The sequence below is a fragment of the Streptomyces marokkonensis genome (genome assembly GCF_008312835.1).
Classification (GTDB): Bacteria; Actinomycetota; Actinomycetes; order Streptomycetales; family Streptomycetaceae; genus Streptomyces; species Streptomyces marokkonensis_A.
Map to the genome: position 1 here is coordinate 344,250 of NZ_VSKS01000004.1, position 23,955 is coordinate 368,204.

Sequence of the window (23,955 nt, forward strand, 5' to 3'; positions counted from 1 at the left end):
CCGTGCGTACGCTCTGTGCTTCGACCCTGATCGGCGAGTTCTTCGTCATCGGTTTCGCCGGGCTGGTCGCGATGAAGGACCCGGACCTGTCCACCGGCACGGTGTGGACGGTCTGCGGCATCGCGATGTTCCTGTCCGTGGCCCTGTGCGGGGTGATCACGCGGCCGGGCGGGGTGGCGCTCGGCTGGGCGCTGCAGATCGCCCTCATCGCCTCCGGTGTCTTCGTCCCGGTGATGTTCTTCCTGGGCGCGGTCTTCGCGCTCCTGTGGTGGGCATCGGTGCACTTCGGGCGGAAGGTGGACGAAGCGAAGGCCCGTTTCGCCGCCCGGGCGGACCAGCCTGACGCTGCGTGACACCGGCCCCGACACGCCCGGTAACCTCGTCACTCCGCACCACTTCACGCACAAGGAGCTCCGTCGTGACCCAGCGCACCCTCGTCCTCCTCAAGCCCGACGCCGTCCGTCGTGGCCTGACCGGCGAGATCATCAGCCGTATCGAGCGCAAGGCCGGCTGGCAGATCACCGCGCTGGAGCTGCGCACCCTGGACCAGGACACGCTGGAGCAGCACTACGGCGAGCACAAGGGCAAGCCGTTCTACGAGCCGCTCGTGGAGTTCATGGCCTCCGGCCCGGTCGTGGCCCTGATCGTCGAGGGCGAGCGGGTCATCGAGGGGGTGCGCCGGCTGGCGGGTCCCACGGACCCGATCGCCGCCGAGCCGGGTTCGATCCGCGGCGACTTCGGTGTGATCGTCCGGGAGAACCTGATCCACGCCTCCGACTCCGAGGAGTCCGCCGAGCGCGAGGTGAAGATCTTCTTCCCGGGCCGCGCGTAACGTCGTACGGCCGGTCGTGCGTGGATCTCGCGCATAACGATCACGTCGCGGCCGCGTACAGTACCTTTGCCGTCTGTCGGATGGTCTGGGGGCTTTGCCCCCGGACCATTTTTGGCATATGCGCGGCGTTCGGGGGAACGGATGCCCCCGATGGCCCGTCTCCAGGAGCAGCGCGACGCGCCGTCTGACGACAATGGCGAAGACCCTCGCGCGGTGTTCGCGAAGGCGCGTCTACGATGGAAGCCTTCACGTCACCGCACCCACCCCGCCAACCTGAAAAGCCCTCAAAAGCTCGTGGGAAGGCCAGACGAATCCTGATGGGGAACTCAATGTCGTTCATCGGCCGTGACATGGCTGTCGACCTCGGGACCGCCAACACGCTGGTGTACGTCAGGGGTCGTGGGATCGTACTGAACGAGCCGTCCGTCGTCGCGATCAACACCAACACCGGCGGCATCCTCGCGGTCGGCGCCGAAGCGAAGAAGATGATCGGGCGCACGCCCGGCAACATCGTTGCCGTGCGTCCGCTGAAGGACGGCGTCATCGCCGACTTCGAGATCACCGAGCGGATGCTCCGCTACTTCATCCTGAAGATCCACAAGCGGCGGTATCTGGCTCGTCCGCGGGTCGTCGTGTGTGTGCCCTCGGGCATCACCGGCGTCGAGCGCCGCGCCGTCATCGAGGCGTCGTCGCAGGCCGGCGCCCGCCAGGTGCACATCATCGAGGAGCCCATGGCCGCCGCCATCGGCTCCGGGCTGCCGGTCCACGAGGCCACCGGCAACATGGTGGTGGACATCGGCGGCGGCACCACGGAGGTCGCGGTCATCTCCCTCGGCGGCATCGTCACCGCCCAGTCCATCCGCGTCGCGGGCGACGAACTGGACAACGCGATCATCCAGCACATCAAGAAGGAGTACTCGCTCCTGCTGGGTGAGCGCTCGGCCGAGCAGATCAAGATCACGATCGGTTCGGCGTACGACCTCGACACCGACGAGCACACCGAAATCCGTGGCCGGGACCTGGTGTCCGGACTGCCCAAGACCGTCGTCATCTCCGCGGCCGAGGTCCGCAAGGCGATCGAGGAACCCGTCAACGCCATCGTGGACGCGGTCAAGACGACCCTCGACAAGTGCCCGCCGGAGCTGTCCGGCGACATCATGGACCGGGGCATCGTGCTGACCGGCGGCGGTGCCCTGCTGCGCGGCCTCGACGAGCGGCTGCGCCGGGAGACGGGCATGCCGATCCACATCGCCGAGGACCCGCTGGACAGCGTGGCGCTCGGCTCCGGCAAGTGCGTCGAGGAATTCGAGGCGCTCCAGCAGGTGCTGGACGCCCAGCCCCGCAGATGACACGACTCCTCGACTCCGCCGTACGGGACGTTCTCCTCTCGTACGGCGGAGCGCTGGTATGGAGCCACCGGCCCGCCCGCGAGCCGCGCGAGACTCGACCGTCACCGCCCGGCACCTGAACAAGACCACACCGCACACCCGTTCTCGACGAGGAAGGCACGGCCGCCGCACGTGAGGGACACACGAGAGAGCCGGCTGCTCCTGGTGCTGCTGATCGCCATCGCGTTCGCACTGATCACGGTGGACATCCGCGGCGGGGAGGATTCACCGGTCGACGGTGCCCGGCAGGCCGCGGCGACCGTCTTCGGCCCGATCGAGAACGGCGTGTCCAGCGCGGTCGACCCGATCGGCAACGCGGTCACCGCCGTCCGCGAGTCCGGCGACCGGCACGACCGGCTGGCCGCACTGGAGCGGGAGAACGCCGCGCTCAAGGCCGAACTCGGCAGCGACGACCGCGGCCGCAGCCGCCTCGCCCAGCTCGACAAACTGCTGAAGATCTCCGGCAAGGGCCAGTACGGCATCAAGGGCGCCCAGGTCATCGCCATAGGAGCGGCCCAGGGCTTCTCCTGGACCATCACCATCGACGCCGGAGCGAACGACGGCATCAAGCGCGACATGACCGTCCTCAACGGCGACGGACTCGTCGGCCGCGTCACCACCGTCGGCCCGAACACCGCCACCGTGCTGCTCGCCAGCGACCCCGACTTCACCGTCGGCACCCGCATGGAGGCCGGCGACGAACTCGGCTTCGCCTCCGGCCAGGGCGACCGCCCGCTGCGCGTCGAACTGCTCAACGGCAAGGCCGAGATCAAGAAGGGCGACCGGCTGGTCACCTTCGGCTCGCAGGCCGACAAGCCCTTCGTCCCCGGCGTTCCCGTGGGCGTCGTCTCCCGCGTCGACCCCTCCGGCGGCGACCTCACCCGCACCCTCTACGTCACGCCGTTCGTCAGCTTCAGCAAGCTCGACGTGGTCGGCGTCGTCGTCCAGGCACCCGAGAAGGACCCGCGCGACACGGTGCTGCCCAAGAAGCCCAAGCCGACCCCCACGCCGACCGTGACGGTGACCGTCACCCCCTCCGCCCCTGCCGACGGCCTGAACCAGCAAGAGCAGTAGGAGCTGTCACCCCATGCGCGTCAACCGGATCCTGCTCTCCAGCTCGCTGATCGTCGTCGCCCTGGTGATCCAGGTGAGCGTCCTCGCCCGCCTCCACCTGCCCGGCGCCGTCCCCGACCTGCTGCTGCTCACCGTCCTCGGCCTCGCCCTGGTCTACGGCCATGTCGGCGGCGCCCTCGTCGGCTTCGCCGCCGGTCTCCTCGCCGACCTCGCCCCACCCGCCGACCACGCCGCCGGCCGCTACGCCCTCGTGCTGTGCGTCATCGGCTACCTCGCCGGACTCGTCAAACCCGAGAGCGGCCAGGTGAAGTCGGCCACCGGCCCCATGGTCGTGGTCGTCGCCGCCGCGGTCGGCTCCACCCTGCTCTACGCCGGTGTCGGCGCCCTCGTCGGCGACACCGCGGCCCGTCATGTCGGCCTGAGCGGGCTGCTGTTCACCGCCGCCCTGTACGACCTGCTGCTCGCGCCGTTCGTCGTCCCCGGCGTCATGGCCCTGGCCCGGCGCGCCGAGAACGATCCGCTCGCCGAGACGGGCTCCACCCCGTCCGGTGACATCTCCTCCGGCTGGCTGTCCGGCGGCACCGGACTGCGCATCGGCGGCCAGCGCGGCGGACTGCGCGTCAAGGCGGCCCGGGCCCGGATGGCGCGCGCCGGACGCATCAAGGGGGTCAAGCGCCTGTGACCCGGCGGAACTTCACCGGAACGGGTGAACGGCGGCGGAACGCCGGCCCGCGTACCGGCCGTTCACCACTCGTACCCGCACCCGCGCACGCGCTCTGAGAGGGGAGGAAGCCGCGTGACCAACATCCCCGAGACCGGCCGCAGCCCACGGGTCCAGATCCGGCTCGTCGTCATCCAGGTCCTCGTCGTCTCCCTCCTCGGCACCCTCGGCGGGCGCCTGTGGTACCTCCAGATCCGCGAGGGCGACCAGTACGCCAAGGAGGCCTCCGGCAACCACGTCCAGCAGGTCGTCCAGCCCGCGGTCCGCGGCTCCATCCTGGACGCGCGCGGAGTGGCCCTCGCGGACAACGAGACGCGGCTGGTCGTCTCCGCCTCCCGCACCGAGCTGCTGAAGATGAGGGACGACGGCAAGGCGGTCCTCACCAAACTCGCCGGCGTCCTCGGCATGAGCGCCAAGGAGGTCGGCGAGAAGGTCCGGCTCTGCGACGCCAAGACCCCCCAGCCCTGCTGGAACGGCTCGCCGTACCAGCCCATCCCCATCACCGACGAGGCCACCCCCAAGCAGGCCCTGCAGATCCGCGAGCGCGCCGAGGACTTCCCCGGCATCACCGCGGAACCCCAGGCCGTGCGCCGCTACGCGGCCCCCGGCAAGGCCAACACCGCCCAGGTCCTCGGCTACCTGTCGCCCGTCACCGACGAGGAGATCCAGAAGGCACAGGACACCGACTCGCCGTACCTGCGCTCCGACATGGTCGGCCGCTCCGGCCTCGAGCGCCAGTACGACAAGCAGCTGCGCGGCAAGGCCGGCGTCACGCGGTACGAGGTCGACAAGCTCGGCCGCGTCCTCGGCCAGGCCGAGGCCGACCCCGCCGAGCCCGGCGCCAACCTCGTCACCAGCATCGACGCCCGCGTCCAGCGCATCGCCGAGTACGAGCTGAACGAGGCGATGAAGGAAGCCCGCAAGCAGCACGACCGCAACACCAACCGCACCTACGAGGCCGACTCCGGCGCCGTCGTCGTCATGGAGGCCAAGACCGGCCGCGTCGTCGCCATGGCCTCCAACCCCACCTACGACCCCAACGCCTGGGTCGGCGGCATCTCCGCCAAGGACTACGCCGCCCTCACCGGCAAGGAGTCCAACTACCCGCTGCTCAATCGCGCCATCCAGGGCCAGTCGGCACCCGGCTCCATCTTCAAGGTGATCCCGACGGCCGCCGCGATCAACGCCGGGTACTCCTTCGAAGGCCCCTACAACTGCTCCAGCTCGTACTCCATCGGCAGCCAGGTCTTCAAGAACTTCGAATCCCAGAACCACGGCCCCATCAGCCTCGGCCGCGCCCTCGAGGTCTCCTGCGACACCGTCTTCTACGCCCTCTCCCACGAGGAGTGGAAGCGCGACGGCGGCAACAAGCCGAAGAAGAACCCCGACGACTGGTTCTACAAGACCTCCCACCAGTTCGGCCTCGGCGAGGAGACCGGCATCGACCTGCCCAACGAGGTCACCGGCCGCGTCCCCGACCGCCAGTGGAAGCTGGACTACTGGAAGGCCAACAAGGACGTCTGGTGCAAGACCGGAAAGAAGGACGGCAGCTACGCCGAGCGCATCGCCTACGAGAACTGCCTCGAAGGCAACCGGCTGCGCGCCGGTGACTCCGTCAACTACTCCATCGGCCAGGGCGACACCCTCGTCACCCCCATCCAGATGGCCACCGTCTACGCGGCCATCGCCAACGGCGGCACCCTCTACGACCCCACCGTCGGCAAGGCCGTCATCAGCCCCGACGGCAGGACCGTCACGGAGATCGAGCCCAAGCCGCACGGCAAACTGCCGATGACGAAGCAGACCCTCAGCCAGATAGACGAAGCCCTCGAGGGAGTCGCCACCCGCGGTACGGCCGCGTGGCGATTCGGGGGCTGGCCGCAGGACGAGATCCCGATGCACGCCAAGACCGGTACCGCCGAGGTGTACGGCAAGCAGACCACCTCGTGGTTCGCCACCTACACCGAGGACTACTCGATCGTCATGACGATCTCCCAGGGTGGTACGGGCTCCGGCGCCTCGGGCCCCGCCGTGCGCAACATCTACAACGCCCTGTACGGCGTCTCCGAGGACGGCGAGATCGACAACAAGAAGGCGCTGCTGCCCACACCGCAGAAGACCCTCCCCAAGGTCCGCACGGACGGCACCATCAAGGCCCCGAAGGTCTCCAAGGACCCCGCGAAGGACCGGGTCGAGCCCTCCCCGGACGCGGGGGCCACCACCCCGCAGGACGACCCCGCCGACCCGCAGCAGCCGGGCACGGTCCCCTCACCGGAGAACACCAACCGCGACACCCGCCGCCGCGAGCGACGACGGGGCGGCCGGAGCGGCACACGGAGGACGGCGTCATGACCGGCGGCGTCAACAGCTTCCAGGTCTCCGGATACGGACCCGAGCGGGCCGGCTGGACACGGGTCCTCGCCCGCGACTCCCTGGCCCGCCGCCTCGACTGGCCGATACTGCTGTCGGCCCTCGCCCTGTCCCTGCTGGGCTCGCTCCTGGTCTGGTCGGCCACCCGCAACCGCACCGAGCTCAACCAGGGCGACCCCTACTACTTTCTGGTCCGGCACTGGCTGAACACCGGGATCGGACTCGCCCTGATGGTCGGCGCCCTCTGGCTCGGCCACCGCGCCCTGCGCACCGCCGTGCCCCTGCTGTACGGCGCCTCCGTCTTCCTGATCCTGCTCGTGCTCACACCGCTGGGCTCCACCATCAACGGCGCCCACTCCTGGATCAAGCTCCCCGGCGGCTTCTCCCTCCAGCCCTCCGAGTTCGTGAAGATCACGATCATCCTGGGCATGGCGATGCTGCTCGCCGCCAGGGTCGACGCCGGCGACAAGCCCTACCCCGACCACCGCACGGTCCTCCAGGCACTCGGCCTGGCCGTCGTCCCCATGCTGATCGTGATGCTCATGCCCGACCTCGGGTCGGTCATGGTCATGGTCGTCATCGTGCTCGGCGTACTGCTCGCCTCCGGCGCCTCCAACCGATGGGTCTTCGGCCTCCTCGGCGCCGGCGCGGCCGGCGCGATCACCGTCTGGCAGGTCGGCATCCTCGACGAATACCAGATCAACCGGTTCGCCGCCTTCGCCAACCCCGAGCTCGACCCCGCCGGCGTCGGCTACAACACCAACCAGGCCCGCATCGCCATCGGCTCCGGCGGACTGACCGGCTCCGGCCTCTTCCACGGCTCCCAGACCACCGGCCAGTTCGTGCCCGAGCAGCAGACCGACTTCGTCTTCACCGTCGCCGGAGAGGAACTCGGCTTCGTCGGCGGCGCACTGATCATCGGCCTGCTCGGCATCATCCTCTGGCGCGCCTGCCGCATCGCCCGCGACACCACCGACCTGTACGGCACCATCGTCGCCGCCGGCATCGTCGCCTGGTTCGCCTTCCAGACCTTCGAGAACATCGGCATGACCCTGGGCATCATGCCGGTCACCGGACTGCCCCTGCCGTTCGTCTCCTACGGGGGCTCCTCCATGTTCGCCACATGGCTGGCCGTGGGCCTGCTCCAGTCCATCCGGATACAGCGGCCGATGTCCGCGTAGCGGCCGGCCCGCGCCCGGCCCGCGCGTCACCGGTGCGGAGCGGCCCACCGCTCCGCTCCGCACCCACGGCGACCGGACCGGTCCGGACCGGTCCACGGCGACTAGATCGGTCCACGGCGGATAGGTTCGGTTCATGGCGGACACCAAGCGCGAGATCGAGCGAAAGTACGAGACCGGCGACGGCGGACTGCCCGACCTGACCCGCGTTCCCGGCGTGGCATCCGTACTCGACAAGGGCGTCACCCACCTCGACGCCACCTACCACGACACAGCCGACGAACGCCTCGCCGCGTCGGCCGTCACCCTGCGCCGCCGCACCGGCGGCTCGGACGCCGGCTGGCACCTGAAGTTCCCGGTCGCCCCCGGGGTGCGCGACGAGATCCGCGCCCCGCTCTCCGACACCCTCCCGGACGAACTGGCCGCCCTCGTCCGCTCCCGCGTCCGCGACCACGAACTGCTGCCCGTCGTCCGGCTGCGCTCCGACCGCGAGGTACGACACCTGGCCGACTCCGACGGCCGGCTGCTCGCCGAGGTCAGCGTCGACACCGTCCGCGCCGAACGCCTCACCCACGGCGGCGGCACCGCCCAGTGGACCGAGATCGAGGTCGAACTCGCCGACGACGGCGACCCCGCCTTCCTCGACAAGGTCGAAAAACGCCTGCGCAAGGCCGGCGTACGCCCCTCGGAATCGACCTCCAAACTGGCCAGGGCACTCGCCGAGACCGCACCGGCCGGCACCACGGCCGCGACGGCACCCGCCCCCGCCACGGCCCCCGAGGCGGCCCCGAAGAAGAAGCGGCGCTCACGGACGGTGGGCGAACCCGTCACCGCCGGGGACCACGTCCTCGCCTACGTCCGCGCCCAGCGCGACGCCCTCGTCGAGCTCGACCCCGCCGTACGCCAGGACGTCCCCGACTCCGTCCACCGCATGAGGGTCGCCACCCGCCGCCTGCGCAGCACCTTCCGCACCTTCCGTGACGTTCTCGACCGCGAGACGACCGACCCCGTCGCCGAGGACCTGAAATGGCTGGCCGACGCGCTGGGCGTGGACCGCGACCAGGAGGTCCTCGCCGAACGCCTCACCACCTCCCTCGCCGACCTCCCCGACACTCTCGTCCACGGCCCCGTCGCCGACCGCCTCACCGCCTGGTCCCGGGCGCGGCACAGCGGAGCCCACGGCCGCCTCACCGGCATCCTCGACTCCCGCCGCTACCTCACCCTCCTCGACACCCTGGACGCCCTGCTCGCAGACCCGCCGCTGCGCAAGAAAGCCGGAGCCGAACCGGCGAAGACCCTCACCAAGGCCCTGCGCAAGGACTTCGGCACAGTCGCCGGCCTCGTCACCCAGGCCCTCGACCTCCCGCCCGGCACCGACCGCGACGTCGCCCTGCACGAGGCCCGCAAGAAGACCAAGCGCACCCGCTACGCCGCCGAGGCCGCCGCCCCCGCTCTCGGCAAACCGGCGAACGACCTGGTCAAGTCCATGAAGTCGCTCCAAGGCCTGCTCGGCGACCACCAGGACAGCGTCATGGCCCGCCAGACCCTCCGCGAGCTCGCCGCCGTCGCCCACGCGGCGGGGGAGAGCGACTTCACCTACGGCGTCCTCCACGGCCGTGAGGAACACCGCGCGCAGCTCGCCGAGGCCGCACTCCCCGAAACGTGGTCCGCGATCAGCAAGCGGACCGCCGTCTGAGCGACGTACGGGGGACCCCGTCGGCCGGGTTACGCTGGATGGTCACCCGCCCCCAGCCTCCGGCCGGGGGACCCCGCAGTCACCACACGAAGGTTCGCGAGATGCCTGCCGAAGCCGCCGAGTCTGTGTTCCCGCAGCTCGAAGCTCTGCTCCCGCATGTGCAGAAGCCGATTCAGTACGTCGGCGGAGAGCTCAACTCCACGGTCAAGGACTGGGACTCCTGCGACGTCCGCTGGGCGCTCATGTACCCGGACGCGTACGAGGTCGGACTGCCCAACCAGGGCGTCATGATCCTCTACGAGGTCCTCAACGAACAGGACGGGGTCCTCGCCGAGCGCACCTACAGCGTCTGGCCCGACCTCGAGGCGCTGATGCGGGAGCACCACGTCCCGCAGTTCACCGTCGACAGCCACCGTCCGGTGAAGGCCTTCGACGTGTTCGGCCTGAGCTTCTCCACCGAGCTCGGCTACACCAACATGCTCACCGCCCTGGACCTCTCCGGCATCCCCCTCCGGGCCAGGGACCGGACGCTCGACGACCCGATCGTCATGGCCGGCGGCCACGCCGCCTTCAACCCCGAGCCGATCGCCGACTTCATCGACTGCGCCGTCATCGGCGACGGCGAGCAGGCCGTCCTGGAGGTCACGCGGATCATCCGCGCCTGGAAGGAGGAGGGCCGCCCCGGCGGCCGCGAGGAACTCCTCTTCCGCCTGGCGAGGACCGGCGGGGTCTACGTCCCCGGCTTCTACGACGTCGAGTACCTCCCCGACGGCCGTATCGCCCGTGTCGTGCCGAACAGGTCGGGCGTCCCGTGGCGGGTCTCCAAGCACACCGTGATGGACCTCGACGAGTGGCCCTACCCCAAGCAGCCCCTCGTCCCGCTCGCCGAGACCGTCCACGAGCGCATGTCCGTGGAGATCTTCCGCGGCTGCACCCGGGGCTGCCGCTTCTGCCAGGCCGGCATGATCACCCGCCCGGTCCGGGAGCGGTCGATCACCGGCATCGGCGAGATGGTCGACAAGGGACTGAAGGCGACGGGCTTCGAAGAGGTGGGCCTGCTCTCCCTGTCCTCGGCCGACCACTCCGAGATCGGCGACGTCGCCAAGGGCCTGGCCGACCGCTACGAGGAGGACAAGATCGGCCTCTCCCTCCCCTCCACCCGCGTCGACGCCTTCAACATCGACCTGGCGAACGAGCTGACCCGCAACGGCCGCCGCTCGGGCCTCACCTTCGCCCCGGAGGGCGGCTCGGAACGCATCCGCAAGGTCATCAACAAGATGGTCTCGGAGGAGGACCTGATCAGGACGGTCGCGACGGCCTACGGCAACGGCTGGCGCCAGGTGAAGCTGTACTTCATGTGCGGCCTGCCCACCGAGACCGACGACGACGTCCTGCAGATCGCCGACATGGCCACCCGCGTGATCGCCAAGGGCCGCGAGGTGTCCGGCTCCAACGACATCCGCTGCACGGTCTCCATCGGCGGCTTCGTGCCCAAGCCGCACACCCCCTTCCAGTGGGCCCCGCAGCTGTCGGCCGAGCAGACGGACGAGCGCCTCGCCAAGCTCCGCGACAGGATCCGCGGCGACAAGAAGTACGGCCGCTCGATCGGCTTCCGCTACCACGACGGCAAGCCCGGCATCGTCGAGGGCCTGCTCTCCCGCGGCGACCGCCGCATCGGCGCGGTCATCCGCGCCGTCTACGAGGACGGCGGCCGCTTCGACGGCTGGCGCGAGCACTTCTCCTACGACCGCTGGATGGCGTGCGCGGACAAGGCGCTGGCGGAGTTCGGCGTGGACGTCGACTGGTACACGACCCGCGAGCGCACCTACGAGGAGGTCCTCCCCTGGGACCACCTCGACTCCGGCCTCGACAAGGACTGGCTCTGGGAGGACTGGCAGGACGCCCTCGACGAGACCGAGGTCGAGGACTGCCGCTGGACCCCGTGCTTCGACTGCGGCGTGTGCCCGCAGATGGACACGAGCATCCAGATCGGCCCGACGGGCAAGAAGCTGCTGCCCCTGACCGTCAAGAAGCCTGCGACCAGCGAGCACGCCCACTGACGCGAGAAGCCGCACGGGAGGGCCTCGGTGCCCGAGGCATTGCGCTCGGGCCCCGAGGCCCTCTCCGCGGCGATGTCCCGGCCGCCCGGGCCCTGAGGCCTACGGAATGAACAGGTCCGTCAGGTAGGTCGGTTCGGTCTCGATCTCCGCGTAGCGTCCGGTCTCCTTCGACCAGGCGACGTTCCCGGCGGTGAGCGCGTGGAAGTCCCTGACACAGCGCTGCGCGTCCTCGACGGCGTCGCCGGAGAGGCCGTCTCGCGTCAGCCGCCCGGGCAGGACCTGCTCGAGGTCGAGGATCCGCTGGACGTATCCGGCCTGCATCACGGCCACGCGCTCCGCCGCCTCCTGCAGGCCGCACCGGTGATGGTGGCCGATCACCGTGACGGCGTTGAAGGCGTAGTCGTGCGCGAGTTCCTTGGGCAGCGAGTAGAGGTCGTTGATGCAGGCGTTCGCGTAGATGACCGCCTCCCGCAGGTCCGCGTAGGACGGGTGTGCGTGGAGTCGGTCGGGCAGGTCGACACCGGTACCGATCTCCATCAGGTCCAGGACGGCGTCGAACGCGAACGAGGCGCGGCGGTGGGCGAGATACTGCTGCAGGCCGGGTACGCGGCCTTCCTCCCGATGGATCATCTCGGCCCGGTAGCTGTCGAAGTACCACAGCAGGTGCGGGGCGAATCTTCGCTGCCACTCGGGGGAACGGACGGCTGCCGTGCGGTGCCACAGATCGGCCAGGGAGCGCGCGAGCCGCCCGTCCGTGACGGTTCCGTCGAGGACGGCGAACAGCGGTCCGAACGCCTCCCGCCACCGCTCGGGCTGATAGCCGCGCACCGGGTCGTCGTCGAACTGGTCGTCCAGCTGGAACAGCCACGCGTTCCACTGGGTGATCAGTGTCAGGGCCTCCCGTGAGGCGTTCGGGCACAGCCATGCGGTGAGCCGGTCCACACGGGTGCGCCGCACATGCCGGCGTGCCTCCTCGGTGGGCACCAGACCGAACTCGTCCAGCCAGGCGTCAGTGGCCACCGTGGCCTGCTGGAGTTCCGGATTGAGCGCTGCCGGTACGGGTGTGCGCAGGTCCGGAATTCGGAAAGTGTCCATACGTCAGCTCGCTTCTCCGTGAATCCGCCACGCGCGACAGCCGGTGCGGTGCCGATGCGGCATGTTCGGGGCCGCGCATGGAGTATGACCGGACAGTCCCAGCCGTCGACGTAAATTACCTTGCCTGTGGACGGCGTTGGACGGCGGTCTCGGCGGCGGCCGGGCCGTTCAGACGAGCCAGGAGCAGAGCGACGTCGTCGCCCAGGCCATGGGCCTTGCGCGTACCGGCGAGGAGTTCGTCGACAAGGGTCTCCAGGTCCGCCGTGGGAGCGTCCACCAGACCCCGGAGAAACCTCTCCGTGCCCTGGTCGATGTCCTTGTTCACGGCCTCGAGCAGGCCGTCGGTGGTCAGCGCGAGCACGCTGCCGGGAGCGATGCGCAGGCGGGTGGTCGGGTACCGCTGCTCCCGCTCGATCCCCAGGGGAAGGCCGCCCGGGACCTCCAGGAGGCGCGGCGGCGCGTGGGGGGTGATGAGAGCTGGGGCCGGATGGCCCGCCCGGCACACCCGGAGTGTTCCGTCGGCGGGGTCGAGCGCGATGTAGCAGCACGTGGCGAACAGGGCCCTGTCCGGGTCGGTGTTCAGTTCGGCCAGCAGGCGGTTGGTGCGCTCCAGGACCGCTGCCGGCGGGTGTCCTTCGTTCGCGTAGGCGTGCACGGCGGTGCGCAGCCGCCCCATGAGGGACGCGGCGTGAACGCTGTGTCCCTGCACGTCTCCGATGACCAGTGCCACGCCGCCGTCGGGCAGGCTGATGGCGTCGTACCAGTCGCCGCCGATCCACATGCCGGAGGTGGCGGCCTGGTAGCGGGCGGCGATGGTCACGCCCGGCGCCGTGAGCGGCCCGCGCGGCAGCATGCCGCGCTGAAGTTCGGTGGCCAGCGCGTGTTCCGACTCGTACATGCCGGCTCGCTCCAGTGACTGGGCGAGCAGTCCCATGGCGGCGACCAGGAGGGCCCGCTCCTCCGGCTGGAACTCCTGCGGCTCGGGGAAACTGACGAGACAGGAGCTGACGCGGCCGCGCGAGTCCGTGAGCGGCAGTGCCGCCCACGCCTGCGGGGCCGACCGCGCGAGCGGTGCCAGGTGCGGATGACCGGTGATCAGCGCGTCCGCGGAGCCGATGAGGACGGGCGCCCTGCGGTCGAGTGACTCCTCCACGAGTGTGCGGGCCGTGGCGTCGGGGACGCGCGGGGGATCCTCACCCTGCTCGTCGTCGGCGCACGAGGCCACCACGGTCAACCGGTCTCCCTCCGGGGCGATCACCGCCAGTGCGTCCGCTCCGAAGGTACGCAGTCCCGCCTGTGCGGCGGCCATGATGTCCCTGACCGTCACCGCGGCGGCCAGGGCCGCGGTCAGCTCCCGCATCCAGCGGTCGCGGGTGGCGCGCTCGTACAGCCGCCGCTTCTCCGCCTCGTGGCGTTCATGGACGGCCGTGGTGTCCATGACCACTCCGACCATGCGGGCCGGCAGCCCGTCGGCGCCGGGCAGGACGCGGCCCCGGGCTTCCAGGGACCGGTGCCTGCCGTCGGAGGAGGTGACGCGGTACTCGATCTGGTAGTTGCCGCAGGATTGCGCTATCTGGCCCAGGGCATCGCGCACATCGGCCAGATCGGACTCGTGCACCGCGGCCAGGAAGCTCGAGATGTCCGACGGGCCGTTCTCGGGCATGTCGTGCAGCGCGAGGGTGAGTGGATCGCAGCTCACCTCGCCCGTGGCGATCTCCCAGGAGAAGAATCCCGCCTGCACGATGCTCGCGCTGGCCTGGAAGGCGCCGGCATCGGGTTCGCTTCCCCGGAATGCGGCAGTACGCACCGGCCCGACGTCTTTCACTGGATCTCCCTGTCGCGGCGTGGACTACTTCCCTCCGAGCGATCAACGGTGCTTGGCCGGATGGGCCACGCATCGTTGTGGGGGGCCGACGGGAACCAGCCAGTGGGGCGGTTCGAGAGACTACGGGACTTCGGCACCATTCCCTCCCAGAGGTGAACGGGGTTCCCGCAGCGGAGCGTCCCCCGCTCTTCCAGGGAAGACGGCCTGACCGGCCCGGCTGTGGCCGGATCCTGCGCATGCTAGTGACTTTCCGGATCTTGCGCCAGACACCCGGCCGGCGGACCGCGTCGGGCCGGGTACGAGGGCGTCGCTCCGCGAGAACGCGGGCCCCGGTGCCGAGCGGTCACACGCACCGAGGCCGGTGACGGAGAAAGCGGCCCCCGTCGACGGCGGGGGCCGCTTCCTCGTGGTCGGGCCGGGTGCTACGGGACCTCGCGGCCGTACGGGCGGATGCGGTGGCGGGGGGCGGCCGTGCGGCGGGGCGGGCGGGTGAGGGTGATCTGGCGGACCAGTTGCTGGAAGCAGGCCAGTGCGGCGACGCCCGGCAGGGCCGCGGCGGCGGTGTCGGTGATGGTGTGCGGCGCCTGGGCGACGCAGAGCAGGACCGCGACGGAGGAGAAGAGCAGGACGACGAACCAGGAGTGCAGGGCGCGTCGTTGGTGGAGTGCGGCGCGCAGGATGGACAACGAGCCCGCCAGCCACGGGCCGTAGACCAAGATGGGCCACCAGGCCGATGACGCTCCGCTGCTGTGCGCCGTGGTGACGAGGAGCAGTGGTTCGTAGGTGACCACGCCGCTGAAGACGCTCACCATCGACACGGTGACCGCTGCCATGGCGGCGATGACATAGCTGGCGACGCGCAGGGCGTCGGGGCGTTTGCGCGGGGGTTTGCGGTGTCCTCGCGGAGCGGCGCGCAGGGGTGGCAGCTCGGCCGTGATCTCGTGCAGGTTGCCCATGGGGCTGCCGGCGGGGGGTGCGGTGACCGGGGCCTCCTCGCGCGGGGGCGGCACGGTTCTGCCGTACTCCTCGCTGCGGGCCTCCTGGAGCAGATAGGCCAGTTCCTCGGCGGGGTCCCAGGGCGGGACGGCCGCCTCCATGGCAGGGTCCCAGGGCGGGACGGCCGCCTCCATGGCAGGGTCCCAGGGCGGAACGGCCGGTTCTACGGGCTCCGCGTAGACGGCTCCGGCCCGGTGCCGTCCGGTGCCCGCGTCGTTGAACTGGTCCGGGACGTCGGCGCTGTACCAGAGAGGGTCATAGCGTTCATCATTCATGTCAGAATTGATTCATCGGGCCGGTGGGAGTATTCAACAGCATTGATTCAACGTGCAGTTGGGGCGGCCCTGACCTGCTTGCCTTCATGTAGCGACTAACGGCGGCTGTTTCACTTGGATGCGCGGCGAACGAGTGAATGGCCGTGCGGTAAATGGCTTTGTACAAGCCTAGTAATTCCCGTTTTTTCGACTGGTGTTCAGCATATGAGGGGCATGGCCGCGGGGTTGGGGGATCCACGCGGGCCGCTGCGGCGTCCCCGCGGGTATGGAGCTCGAGAAGTCGCGGCCGGAGCGGCCCGCGGGTGGTGAGGGGTGCCTCGTCGTGGTGATCCGCGTCCCCGTGCGGATCGTGGTGCTGGTGCTGGTCGTCCCGGTGCGGACGGTGTGGGACGCGCTGGTCGTCGCCGGGAGGTTCCTGAACGGCACGGTGTTCCGGCCGGCCGGGCGGGCGCTGCTGTGGGTGGGGCGTGCGGTGTTCGTGTGGCCGTTCGTGGGGCTGTGGCGGTATGTGCTCGTGCCGCTGGGCAGGTTCCTGGTCCGGCTCGGGACGGTGCTGGTCGTCCTTCCGGCCCTGGCCGTCCACCGCTGCGTGCTGACCCCGCTCGGGCATGCGGCCGTGTGGGTGTACGCGCGTGTGCTGACGCCGTTCGGGCACGTGCTCGCCGCCGCCGGGGCCGGGATCGGCACGGGGCTGTACTGGACCGCCCGGATCCTGCTGGTGCTGCCCGCGCTCGCGGTGTGGTGCTGGTTCCTGGCGCCGGCCGGGAGGGCGCTCGGTGTCCTCGCGCGGGAGGCCGGGGCCGCGCTCGGCCACGCCTGGCGGGTCGCCGGGTATGTCTCGCTCACCGTGGGGCGGGCCCTGGGCACCCTCCTGCGACGGGTCTTCGTGGAGCCGGTGCGGTGGGTGTACCGGAGTGTGCTGACTCCGGTGGGGCATGCGGTGCGTGACGCCGTGCTGCGGCCGGCCGCCGGGGCCGCACGCGCGGTGGGCCGGGCCGGCCGGGAGGCCCTCGACGCCGCCCGCGCGTCGGTCCGGCAGGCCCGTGCCGACGTCCGCCGGATGCTGCTCGGCGCACCGCGGAAGCCGCAGGTCGCACACCGGCGGGAACCCACCGGCGCGGAGGCACGTACTCTTGGTAGCAGTACGACCGCTCTCACGAAGGACTGAAGAACACTGGGCAAGCGACAGCCCGAAGGCCCGCCGCCCGCACCCGCGGTGCAGCGCATCCGACTGCGTTACACCAAGCGCGGCCGCCTCCGGTTCACCAGCCACCGTGACTTCCAGCGCGCCTTCGAGCGCGCGTTGCGCCGCGCCGAGGTGCCGATGGCGTACTCGGCGGGGTTCACGCCGCACCCGAAGGTGTCGTACGCCAATGCCGCACCCACCGGCACGGGCAGTGAGGCGGAGTACCTGGAGATCGCGCTCACCGAGCCGAGCGACCCCGAGCGGCTCAGGGCCCTTCTCGACGAGTCGATGCCCGCCGGGCTCGACATCGTCGAGGCGGTCGAGGCCCGCACATCAGGCCTCGCCGACCGGCTCACGGCCTCCGTGTGGGAGCTGCGGCTGGACGGCGTCGGCCCCGAGGACGCCCGCCGCGCGGTGGACGCCTTCAACGCGGCCCCGGCCGTCGAGGTCCAGCGCCGGACCAAGAACGGCGTCCGCACCTTCGACGCCCGTTCCGCGGTCGTGAGCCTGGAGAGCGCGGAAACGCACTCCTCGCCGGCTGATAGGCCGACCGACCAGCCCTGTGCGATACTGCGGCTGGTTGTTCGGCACGTGACGCCTGCCGTACGACCCGACGACGTCCTGTCCGGTCTCCGCGCCGTGGCCGACCTGGCGCCGCCGGTCCCCGCAGCGGTGACCAGGCTGGCGCAGGGGCTGTTCGATGAAGAGACCGGCACGGTGACCGACCCGCTCGCGCCCGACCGCGAGGCAGCAGCGACCGAGCCGCATCCGGCCGGCGCCACTGCCGCCGCGACGGCGCCGGCGTAAGGAAGGTCCCGCGTAGGGACGGACGTCGTAAGCGCCGCCCTCGACCTCGGGAGCCACCTGGGTCGGGCAGCGCACCGACCAGAAGACTTTCGCCAGGCCGTACGCATTCGGCGTACGGAACCGGCGAGACAGGACAAAGAGAGCTCCCGAGCGGCGCCCGCGCCCCGGACGGCGGCAACCGCGCACCGCGCGAGCCGCGGACGTCACCGGCATCGCCGGACCAGGTGCGGCGCCCGGGAGCCTGACGGGAGAAACGCCCGCATGCTCGAACCGATCGAGCCCACCGAGGGCTCCGAACCGAACACCCCGAGCGACACCCTGCCGCCGAGGCGGCGGCGCCGTGCCGCATCCCGGCCGGCGGGACCGCCCGCCGGCACGGCCGGGACGACGGCCGAGACGGTCGCGCCGGCCATACCGGCCGCGGAGACCGCCGACGCCCCCGAGACGCCCGAGCCCGCCGGTCTCGTGGGGGACCGGGAGAGTGCCGCGGCGAAGACGGAGACCGAGGCCCCCGCGCCTCGGCGTCGTCGCGCGGTCCGCCGCGCGGCCGCGCCCGCCGGTGCGCCGGCGTCCGCGGAGGCCGCCGAGACCGTCGTGCCGGCGACTCCGGCCCCGTCCGGGACCACCCCGGCTCCCGAGCCGGCCGCCGTCGCCGACTCCTCCGAGGACGCCGCTCCCCGGCGCACCCGTCGTCGTGCGACGCGCAGCGTGACCTCGCCGACGGAGACCACCGAGGCGGCCGTGTCCACCGAGGCGGCTGTGACCACCGAGGCAGCCGTGTCCACCGAGGCGCCCGAGGCCGCGGCAACCGTGCAGGCCGACGAGGCCACCGAGGACGCGGCCCCGCGCCGCACCCGTCGTCGCGCGACGCGCACGGTGACGGCGGCCGAGACGGCGGACAGCGCCGGGAAGGCGGCTCAGACGCCCGCCGAGCCGGCCGAGGCCCCCGCGGCTGCCGAGAGCACCGAAACCCCCGAGACCACCGAAGACACCGCTCCCCGCCGCACCCGGCGCCGCGCCTCGCGACGTGCGTCCGCCCCCGCCGGTGCGCCGGTGACCGCCGAGACGGCGGAGGGCGACGCGGGGGAGACCGCGCAGGCCGCCCCGACCGCCGAGGAGGCCCCGGTGACCGAGAACGACAAGCAGGCGGAGCCCCCCGTGGAGGCGCCCGCCGCCGAGGCTCCCGAGGCCGGGCAGGCCCCCGCCGACGAGGCCGCCCCGCGCCGCCGCCGTCGCGTGGTGCGCAAGGCCGCCGCCGGGTTCGCCGAGCCCGCGCGTACGGCCAGGGCCGCCGCGGCCGAGGAGGCGGAGGGCTCGCCGAAGCGCCCCGCGCGCCCGGCCGTCGCCGTCTTCCAGCCGCCGGTGTTCACCGAGCCCCGCTTCCAGACCCCGGAGCGTGCCGCCGCCGAGGCGGCGGCCGAGGTCGCCGAACCGGTGGAGCCGGAGGAGGAGACCGAGGAGTTCCAGGAGGAGCAGCCCGCCGCCTCCCGCCGCCGTCGCCGGCGCCGGGGCGCGGGCGACGAGACCGAGGCCGCCGCACCGGCCGCCGAGGCCGCCACCGAGGACGAGGTGGAGGAGGCCGAGGAGCCGGCCGACGACCAGGCCGACGCCGACGCCGACGCCGACGACCAGGACGAGAACGAGTCCGCCGGTTCGCGCCGCCGCCGTCGCCGCGGTGGCCGTCGCCGCCGGCGTGGTGAGAACGCCGAGTCCGACGGTGAGGGCGGCGAGTCCGGGGACGAGGACGCCGACACCGAGCAGCTTGCCGCCGAGCAGGCCGCCCAGGACACCGAGGACACCGCCGAGCAGGCGGAGGAGGACGCCGAGGACCGCGAGGACTCCGGCGGTTCCAGCAGCAGCCGTCGCCGGCGCCGCCGCCGTCGCCGGGCCGGTGACAGCGGTGGTGAGGGCGAGCCCTCCACCGACGACCCCGAGCGCACGGTCGTCAAGGTGCGCGAGCCGCGCAAGGCCGCCGAGCCGTCGGACGAGGTGCAGTCCATCAAGGGCTCCACGCGTCTGGAGGCGAAGAAGCAGCGCCGCCGCGAGGGCCGTGAGCAGGGCCGCCGCCGCGTGCCGATCATCACCGAGGCCGAGTTCCTGGCCCGCCGTGAGGCCGTCGAGCGCGTCATGGTGGTGCGCCAGTACGGCGACCGTACGCAGATCGGCGTCCTGGAGGACGGGGTGCTCGTCGAGCACTACGTCAACAAGGAGCAGGCCACCTCGTACGTCGGCAACGTCTACCTCGGCAAGGTGCAGAACGTGCTGCCGTCGATGGAGGCCGCCTTCATCGACATCGGCAAGGGCCGCAACGCCGTGCTCTACGCCGGTGAGGTCAACTTCGAGGCGCTCGGCATGTCGGGCGGCCCGCGCCGCATCGAGTCCGCGCTGAAGTCCGGTCAGTCGGTCCTGGTCCAGGTGACCAAGGACCCGATCGGCCACAAGGGCGCCCGCCTCACCAGCCAGGTCTCCCTCCCGGGCCGCTACCTCGTGTACGTCCCCGAGGGCTCGATGACCGGCATCAGCCGCAAGCTGCCCGACACCGAGCGGGCCCGGCTGAAGACCATCCTCAAGAAGATCGTCCCCGAGGACGCGGGCGTCATCGTGCGCACCGCCGCCGAGGGCGCGAGCGAGGACGAGCTGCGCCGCGACGTCGAACGGCTCCAGGCGCAGTGGGAGGAGATCAAGAAGAAGTCCAAGAACGGCGGCAGCGCGCCGACGCTGCTGTACGGCGAGCCGGACATGACCGTCCGGGTCGTGCGGGACATCTTCAACGAGGACTTCTCCAAGGTCGTCGTCAGCGGTGACGACGCCTGGGAGACCATCCACGGGTATGTGTCGCACGTGGCGCCGGACCTGGCCGGCCGGCTGTCCAAGTGGACCAGCGAGGTCGACGTCTTCGCCACGTACCGGATCGACGAGCAGCTCGCCAAGGCGCTGGACCGCAAGGTGTGGCTGCCCAGCGGTGGTTCGCTGGTGATCGACCGGACCGAGGCGATGGTCGTCGTCGACGTCAACACCGGCAAGTTCACCGGTCAGGGCGGCAACCTCGAGGAGACGGTCACCAGGAACAACCTGGAGGCGGCCGAGGAGATCGTGCGTCAGCTGCGGCTGCGCGACCTCGGCGGCATCATCGTCATCGACTTCATCGACATGGTGCTGGAGTCCAACCGGGACCTGGTGCTGCGGCGCCTGCTCGAGTGCCTGGGCCGGGACCGTACGAAGCACCAGGTCGCCGAGGTGACGTCGCTCGGCCTGGTGCAGATGACCCGCAAGCGGGTCGGCCAGGGCCTGCTGGAGTCGTTCTCGGAGACCTGCGTCCACTGCAACGGGCGCGGTGTCATCGTGCACCTGGACCAGCCGGCCGCCGCCGGCGGTGGCGGCAAGCGCAGGAAGCGGGCGCGGGCCGGCGCGGCGGAGCTGCCGCACGAGCACGAGGCCGCCGCGGGCGTCGAGACGGCCGAGCAGGAGGCGGAGGCGGAGTCGGTGGCCGAGGTCGCCGCCGAGGCCGCCGAGCCGGTCGCGCTTCCGGCACCGGAGTTCACTCCGGACGAGGAGCTGTACAGCAGTGCCGCCGAGGCGGAGGCCGCGGCCACCCGTGGGCGTACCCGCCGCCGGGCGAGCCGGCGGGTGTCCGCTCCCGCGGGCGCCCCGAAGCGGGAGGCCGCCAAGGCCGACCGGCAGAAGGCCGAGGAGCCCGCGCGGGCCGGGGACGCCGTCGAGGCCCAGGCCCCGACGGCCCAGGACGTGACGGCCGCCGATGAGGCCGCGCGTCCGGTGCAGCCGGAGTCGGCCGCCGAGGCGCTGGCCGAGCCCGCCGCCGTCGAGGACGCGGTGGTCCCGGAGCCGGCCGGCGAGGAGGCCGCCCCCAAGGGCCGCACGCGCCGCCGCGCCACCCGCAAGGTGTCCGCGCCGGCCGGTTCCCCGGCGGGAGCTCAGGCCGCGGTGGTGACGGTCGCCGAGACCGCGAAGACGGAGGAGACGCCGAAGGCCGAGGAGGCCCCCGCCGAGGCAGCAGCCCCGGCGGAGCCCGAGGCCCCGGCCCGCCCGCGCCGCCGCGCGGTGCGCAAGCCGAGCACGTCCACCGCCTCCGAGGACACGGCCGTCGTGGTCGTCCCGTCGGCCCCCGCCGAGGAGCCGGCGCCTTCCGCGGAGCCCGCGGAGAAGCCTTCCGAGGAGCCCGTCGGCGAAGGCGCCGAGGAAGCCGCTCCGGCCAGGAAGACCGCCCGCAAGGCGGCCAAGAAGGCCACGGCGAAGAAGGCCGCCACCAAGAAGACGGCGACGGCCAAGAAGACCGCCGCCAAGAAGACGACGGCCAAGAAGGCGGCGAAGACCACCAAGACGGCCGCCGCCAAGACGACCGCGAAGAAGGCGGCGTCGAAGAAGACCGCGGCCGCGGAGCAGCAGCCGCCGTCCTCGGTCACGGCCGTGACCGACGAGGGCTGAGCGGGCGTCCACCCTGTGTGGTCCTGTCCCTTGCGGACAGGACCACACCCTTTCCCAGGGCTGCGCCCACCGCGTGCGGACGCGCCCTTCACACAGTTCTGCCGCCGAGATGACACCTCCCCGACTCGGTCGGACCCGGGGAACGTAAGGAGAAACCCGCGATGATAGGCCTCGTGCTTGCGGCCGGCGCCGGACGCCGTCTGCGCCCCTACACCGATACGCTTCCCAAGGCGCTGGTGCCGGTGGGCGCCGAGGGCGACCCGGACGCGGTGACGGTCCTGGACCTGACCCTCGCCAACTTCGCCGAGGTCGGGCTGACCGAGGCCGGGATCATCGTCGGGTACCGCAAGGAGGCCGTGTACGAGCGCAAGGCGGCCCTGGAGCAGAAGTACGGCGTGCGGCTCACGCTCATCGACAACGACAAGGCCGAGGAGTGGAACAACGCCTACTCGCTGTGGTGCGGCCGTGACGCCCTCAAGGACGGTGTGATCCTGGCCAACGGCGACACCGTGCACCCGGTCTCGGTGGAGAAGACGCTGCTGGCCGCGCGCGGCGACGGCAAGCGGATCATCCTCGCGCTCGACACGGTGAAGAAGCTCGCCGACGAGGAGATGAAGGTCGTCGTCGACCCGGACAGGGGGATGACGCGGATCACCAAGCTGATGGACCCGGCCGAGGCGAGCGGTGAGTACATCGGTGTCACGCTCATCGAGGGCGAGGCGGCCGGGGAGCTGGCCGACGCGCTGAGGGCGACCTTTGAGCGGGACCCGCAGCTGTACTACGAGGACGGCTACCAGGAGCTGGTGAACCGCGGTTTCCGGATCGACGTGGCGCCGATCGGTGACGTCGCGTGGGTCGAGATCGACAACCACGACGACCTCGCCCGCGGACGGGAGATCGCGTGCCAGTACTGACCCGGCTCATCCCCTCGCCGGTCGTCGTGGACATCCGCCCGGGTGCCCTCGACGACCTGGCGAGCGTCCTCGCCGACCAGCGCATCTCCCAGTCGGGCAGGCTCGCCATCGCCGTCAGCGGCGGTTCCGGCGCCCGGCTGCGCGAACGGCTGTCGCCGACCCTGCCGGGGGCCGACTGGTTCGAGGTCGGCGGCGGCACCATCGACGACGCGGTCCGGCTCGCCGACAAGATGAAGTCCGGCCGCTACGACGCGGTCGTCGGACTCGGCGGCGGCAAGGTCATCGACTGCGCGAAGTACTCCGCGGCACGCATCGGACTGCCCATGGTCGCCGTGGCCACCAACCTCTCCCACGACGGCATCTGCTCGCCGGTCTCCATCCTGGACAACGACGCCGGCCGCGGCTCGTACGGCGTGCCCACGCCCATCGCGCTGCTCATCGACCTCGCGGTGATACGCGAGGCGCCGATCCGGTTCGTGCGCTCGGGCATCGGGGACGCGCTGTCCAACATCTCCGCGGTCGCCGACTGGGAGCTGTCCCACCGCGTCAACGGCGAGAAGGTCGACGGGCTCGCCGCGGCGATGGCGCGTCAGGCCGGGGAGGCCGTGCTGCGCCACCCCGGGGGCTGCGGCGACGACGGCTTCCTGACCGTGCTGTCCGAGGGCCTGGTGCTGTCGGGCATCGCCATGTCGATCGCGGGGCACACCCGGCCCTCCTCGGGGGCCTGCCACGAGATCAGCCACGCGATCGACCTGCTGTACCCCGGGCGTGCCGCCAGCCACGGCGAGCAGGTCGGGATCGGTGCGGCGTTCGCCATGCATCTGCGGGGCGACCGGGAGAGCTCCCGGGTCATGGCCGACGCGCTGCGCCGGCACGGCCTCCCGGTCGTGGCGCGGGAGATCGGCTTCAGCGACGAGGAGTTCGTCCGCGCTGTGGAGTTCGCCCCGGAGACCCGTCCGGGCCGCTACACGATCCTGGAGCACCTGGACCTGTCGCCGGAGCAGATCAAGGACGCCTACACGGACTACGTCGCGTCGGTCACGGACTGAGGAAGGGGGTCCGGTTTGACCCTCGTGGGCCGGGCCCCGTAACCTT

At 71.5% G+C, this 23,955-nt stretch carries 17 protein-coding genes; 14 read left to right on the forward strand and 3 right to left on the reverse strand.

The genetic code is table 11. The features are described 5' to 3' along the window. Positions 1–2 precede the first annotated feature (2 nt). The 9 genes from F1615_RS09930 (at position 3) to F1615_RS09970 (ending at position 11,319) form a co-directional block, all read left to right on the forward strand. Entirely contained in the window at positions 3–353 is a 351-nt protein-coding gene (locus F1615_RS09930; protein ID WP_149548516.1) for a DUF4233 domain-containing protein, read from the forward strand. Between the two features lie 65 nt (positions 354–418). After that, complete coding sequence (gene ndk, locus F1615_RS09935; protein WP_037935232.1) at positions 419–832, forward strand: nucleoside-diphosphate kinase; 414 nt, start codon at positions 419–421, stop codon at positions 830–832. Between the two features lie 329 nt (positions 833–1,161). Further along, entirely contained in the window at positions 1,162–2,181 is a 1,020-nt protein-coding gene (locus tag F1615_RS09940) for a rod shape-determining protein (RefSeq protein WP_024887540.1), read from the forward strand. 171 nt (positions 2,182–2,352) lie between these two features. Next, a complete protein-coding gene (mreC, locus tag F1615_RS09945) occupies positions 2,353–3,294 on the forward strand; it encodes a rod shape-determining protein MreC (RefSeq protein ID WP_149548517.1) in 942 nt (313 codons plus the stop codon). 13 nt (positions 3,295–3,307) lie between these two features. Beyond that, entirely contained in the window at positions 3,308–3,976 is a 669-nt protein-coding gene (gene mreD / locus F1615_RS09950) for a rod shape-determining protein MreD (RefSeq protein ID WP_149548518.1), read from the forward strand. A gap of 114 nt (positions 3,977–4,090) precedes the next feature. Further along, positions 4,091–6,367, forward strand: coding sequence for a penicillin-binding protein 2 (gene mrdA / locus F1615_RS09955; protein ID WP_149548519.1), 2,277 nt, complete (start codon positions 4,091–4,093; stop codon positions 6,365–6,367). Next, the gene (rodA, locus tag F1615_RS09960) at positions 6,364–7,566 is read left to right on the forward strand and encodes a rod shape-determining protein RodA (protein WP_149548520.1); all 1,203 of its coding nucleotides are present in this window, start codon (positions 6,364–6,366) and stop codon (positions 7,564–7,566) included. Before mrdA ends, rodA begins: the two co-directional genes overlap by 4 nt. A 133-nt stretch (positions 7,567–7,699) precedes the next feature. Beyond that, positions 7,700–9,259 carry a CYTH and CHAD domain-containing protein gene (locus F1615_RS09965; protein WP_149548521.1) on the forward strand — a complete coding sequence of 520 codons (1,560 nt, stop codon included), beginning with the start codon at positions 7,700–7,702 and terminating at the stop codon, positions 9,257–9,259. Between the two features lie 101 nt (positions 9,260–9,360). Continuing rightward, a complete protein-coding gene (locus F1615_RS09970) occupies positions 9,361–11,319 on the forward strand; it encodes a TIGR03960 family B12-binding radical SAM protein (protein ID WP_149548522.1) in 1,959 nt (652 codons plus the stop codon). 99 nt (positions 11,320–11,418) lie between these two features. On the opposite strand, the gene F1615_RS09975 is transcribed toward F1615_RS09970, so the two are convergent. The 3 genes from F1615_RS09975 to F1615_RS09985 all read right to left on the reverse strand — a co-directional run bounded on the left by F1615_RS09975 (position 11,419) and on the right by F1615_RS09985 (position 15,510). Continuing rightward, positions 11,419–12,414 (reverse strand): terpene synthase family protein, encoded by a 996-nt coding sequence (locus F1615_RS09975; RefSeq protein ID WP_149548523.1) that lies wholly within the window; start codon positions 12,412–12,414, stop codon positions 11,419–11,421. A 115-nt stretch (positions 12,415–12,529) separates the two neighbouring features. Beyond that, positions 12,530–14,221 (reverse strand): PP2C family protein-serine/threonine phosphatase, encoded by a 1,692-nt coding sequence (locus F1615_RS09980; protein WP_149548524.1) that lies wholly within the window; start codon positions 14,219–14,221, stop codon positions 12,530–12,532. 440 nt (positions 14,222–14,661) lie between these two features. Then, positions 14,662–15,510 (reverse strand): hypothetical protein, encoded by an 849-nt coding sequence (locus F1615_RS09985; protein ID WP_149548525.1) that lies wholly within the window; start codon positions 15,508–15,510, stop codon positions 14,662–14,664. A 265-nt stretch (positions 15,511–15,775) separates the two neighbouring features. Between F1615_RS09985 and F1615_RS09990 the strand changes: the two genes are divergently transcribed. The 5 genes from F1615_RS09990 to F1615_RS10010 all read left to right on the forward strand — a co-directional run bounded on the left by F1615_RS09990 (position 15,776) and on the right by F1615_RS10010 (position 23,909). Beyond that, positions 15,776–16,678, forward strand: a complete 903-nt coding sequence (locus F1615_RS09990; RefSeq protein ID WP_149548526.1) for a hypothetical protein — start codon at positions 15,776–15,778, stop codon at positions 16,676–16,678. 48 nt (positions 16,679–16,726) lie between these two features. After that, positions 16,727–17,503, forward strand: coding sequence for a TIGR03936 family radical SAM-associated protein (locus F1615_RS09995; protein WP_149548527.1), 777 nt, complete (start codon positions 16,727–16,729; stop codon positions 17,501–17,503). Between the two features lie 261 nt (positions 17,504–17,764). Continuing rightward, the gene (locus tag F1615_RS10000) at positions 17,765–21,946 is read left to right on the forward strand and encodes a ribonuclease E/G (protein ID WP_149548528.1); all 4,182 of its coding nucleotides are present in this window, start codon (positions 17,765–17,767) and stop codon (positions 21,944–21,946) included. A gap of 161 nt (positions 21,947–22,107) precedes the next feature. Then, on the forward strand, positions 22,108–22,860 hold the full coding sequence (locus F1615_RS10005; RefSeq protein WP_149548529.1) for a sugar phosphate nucleotidyltransferase: 753 nt from the start codon (positions 22,108–22,110) through the stop codon (positions 22,858–22,860). After that, the gene (locus tag F1615_RS10010) at positions 22,848–23,909 is read left to right on the forward strand and encodes an iron-containing alcohol dehydrogenase family protein (RefSeq protein WP_167533700.1); all 1,062 of its coding nucleotides are present in this window, start codon (positions 22,848–22,850) and stop codon (positions 23,907–23,909) included. Before F1615_RS10005 ends, F1615_RS10010 begins: the two co-directional genes overlap by 13 nt. Positions 23,910–23,955 lie beyond the last annotated feature (46 nt).

Bases quoted from the DNA above. Each gene is read 5' to 3' on its own strand.
- F1615_RS09975 (WP_149548523.1), bottom strand. From the start codon at position 12,414: ATGGACACTTTCCGAATTCCGGACCTGCGCACACCCGTACCGGCAGCG.
- F1615_RS09985 (WP_149548525.1), bottom strand. From the start codon at position 15,510: ATGAATGATGAACGCTATGACCCTCTCTGGTACAGCGCCGACGTCCCG.
- F1615_RS09970 (WP_149548522.1), top strand. From the start codon at position 9,361: ATGCCTGCCGAAGCCGCCGAGTCTGTGTTCCCGCAGCTCGAAGCTCTG.
- rodA (WP_149548520.1), top strand. From the start codon at position 6,364: ATGACCGGCGGCGTCAACAGCTTCCAGGTCTCCGGATACGGACCCGAG.
- F1615_RS09965 (WP_149548521.1), top strand. From the start codon at position 7,700: ATGGCGGACACCAAGCGCGAGATCGAGCGAAAGTACGAGACCGGCGAC.
- mreD (WP_149548518.1), top strand. From the start codon at position 3,308: ATGCGCGTCAACCGGATCCTGCTCTCCAGCTCGCTGATCGTCGTCGCC.
- F1615_RS09940 (WP_024887540.1), top strand. From the start codon at position 1,162: ATGTCGTTCATCGGCCGTGACATGGCTGTCGACCTCGGGACCGCCAAC.
- F1615_RS10005 (WP_149548529.1), top strand. From the start codon at position 22,108: ATGATAGGCCTCGTGCTTGCGGCCGGCGCCGGACGCCGTCTGCGCCCC.
- F1615_RS09990 (WP_149548526.1), top strand. From the start codon at position 15,776: ATGGAGCTCGAGAAGTCGCGGCCGGAGCGGCCCGCGGGTGGTGAGGGG.
- F1615_RS10000 (WP_149548528.1), top strand. From the start codon at position 17,765: ATGCTCGAACCGATCGAGCCCACCGAGGGCTCCGAACCGAACACCCCG.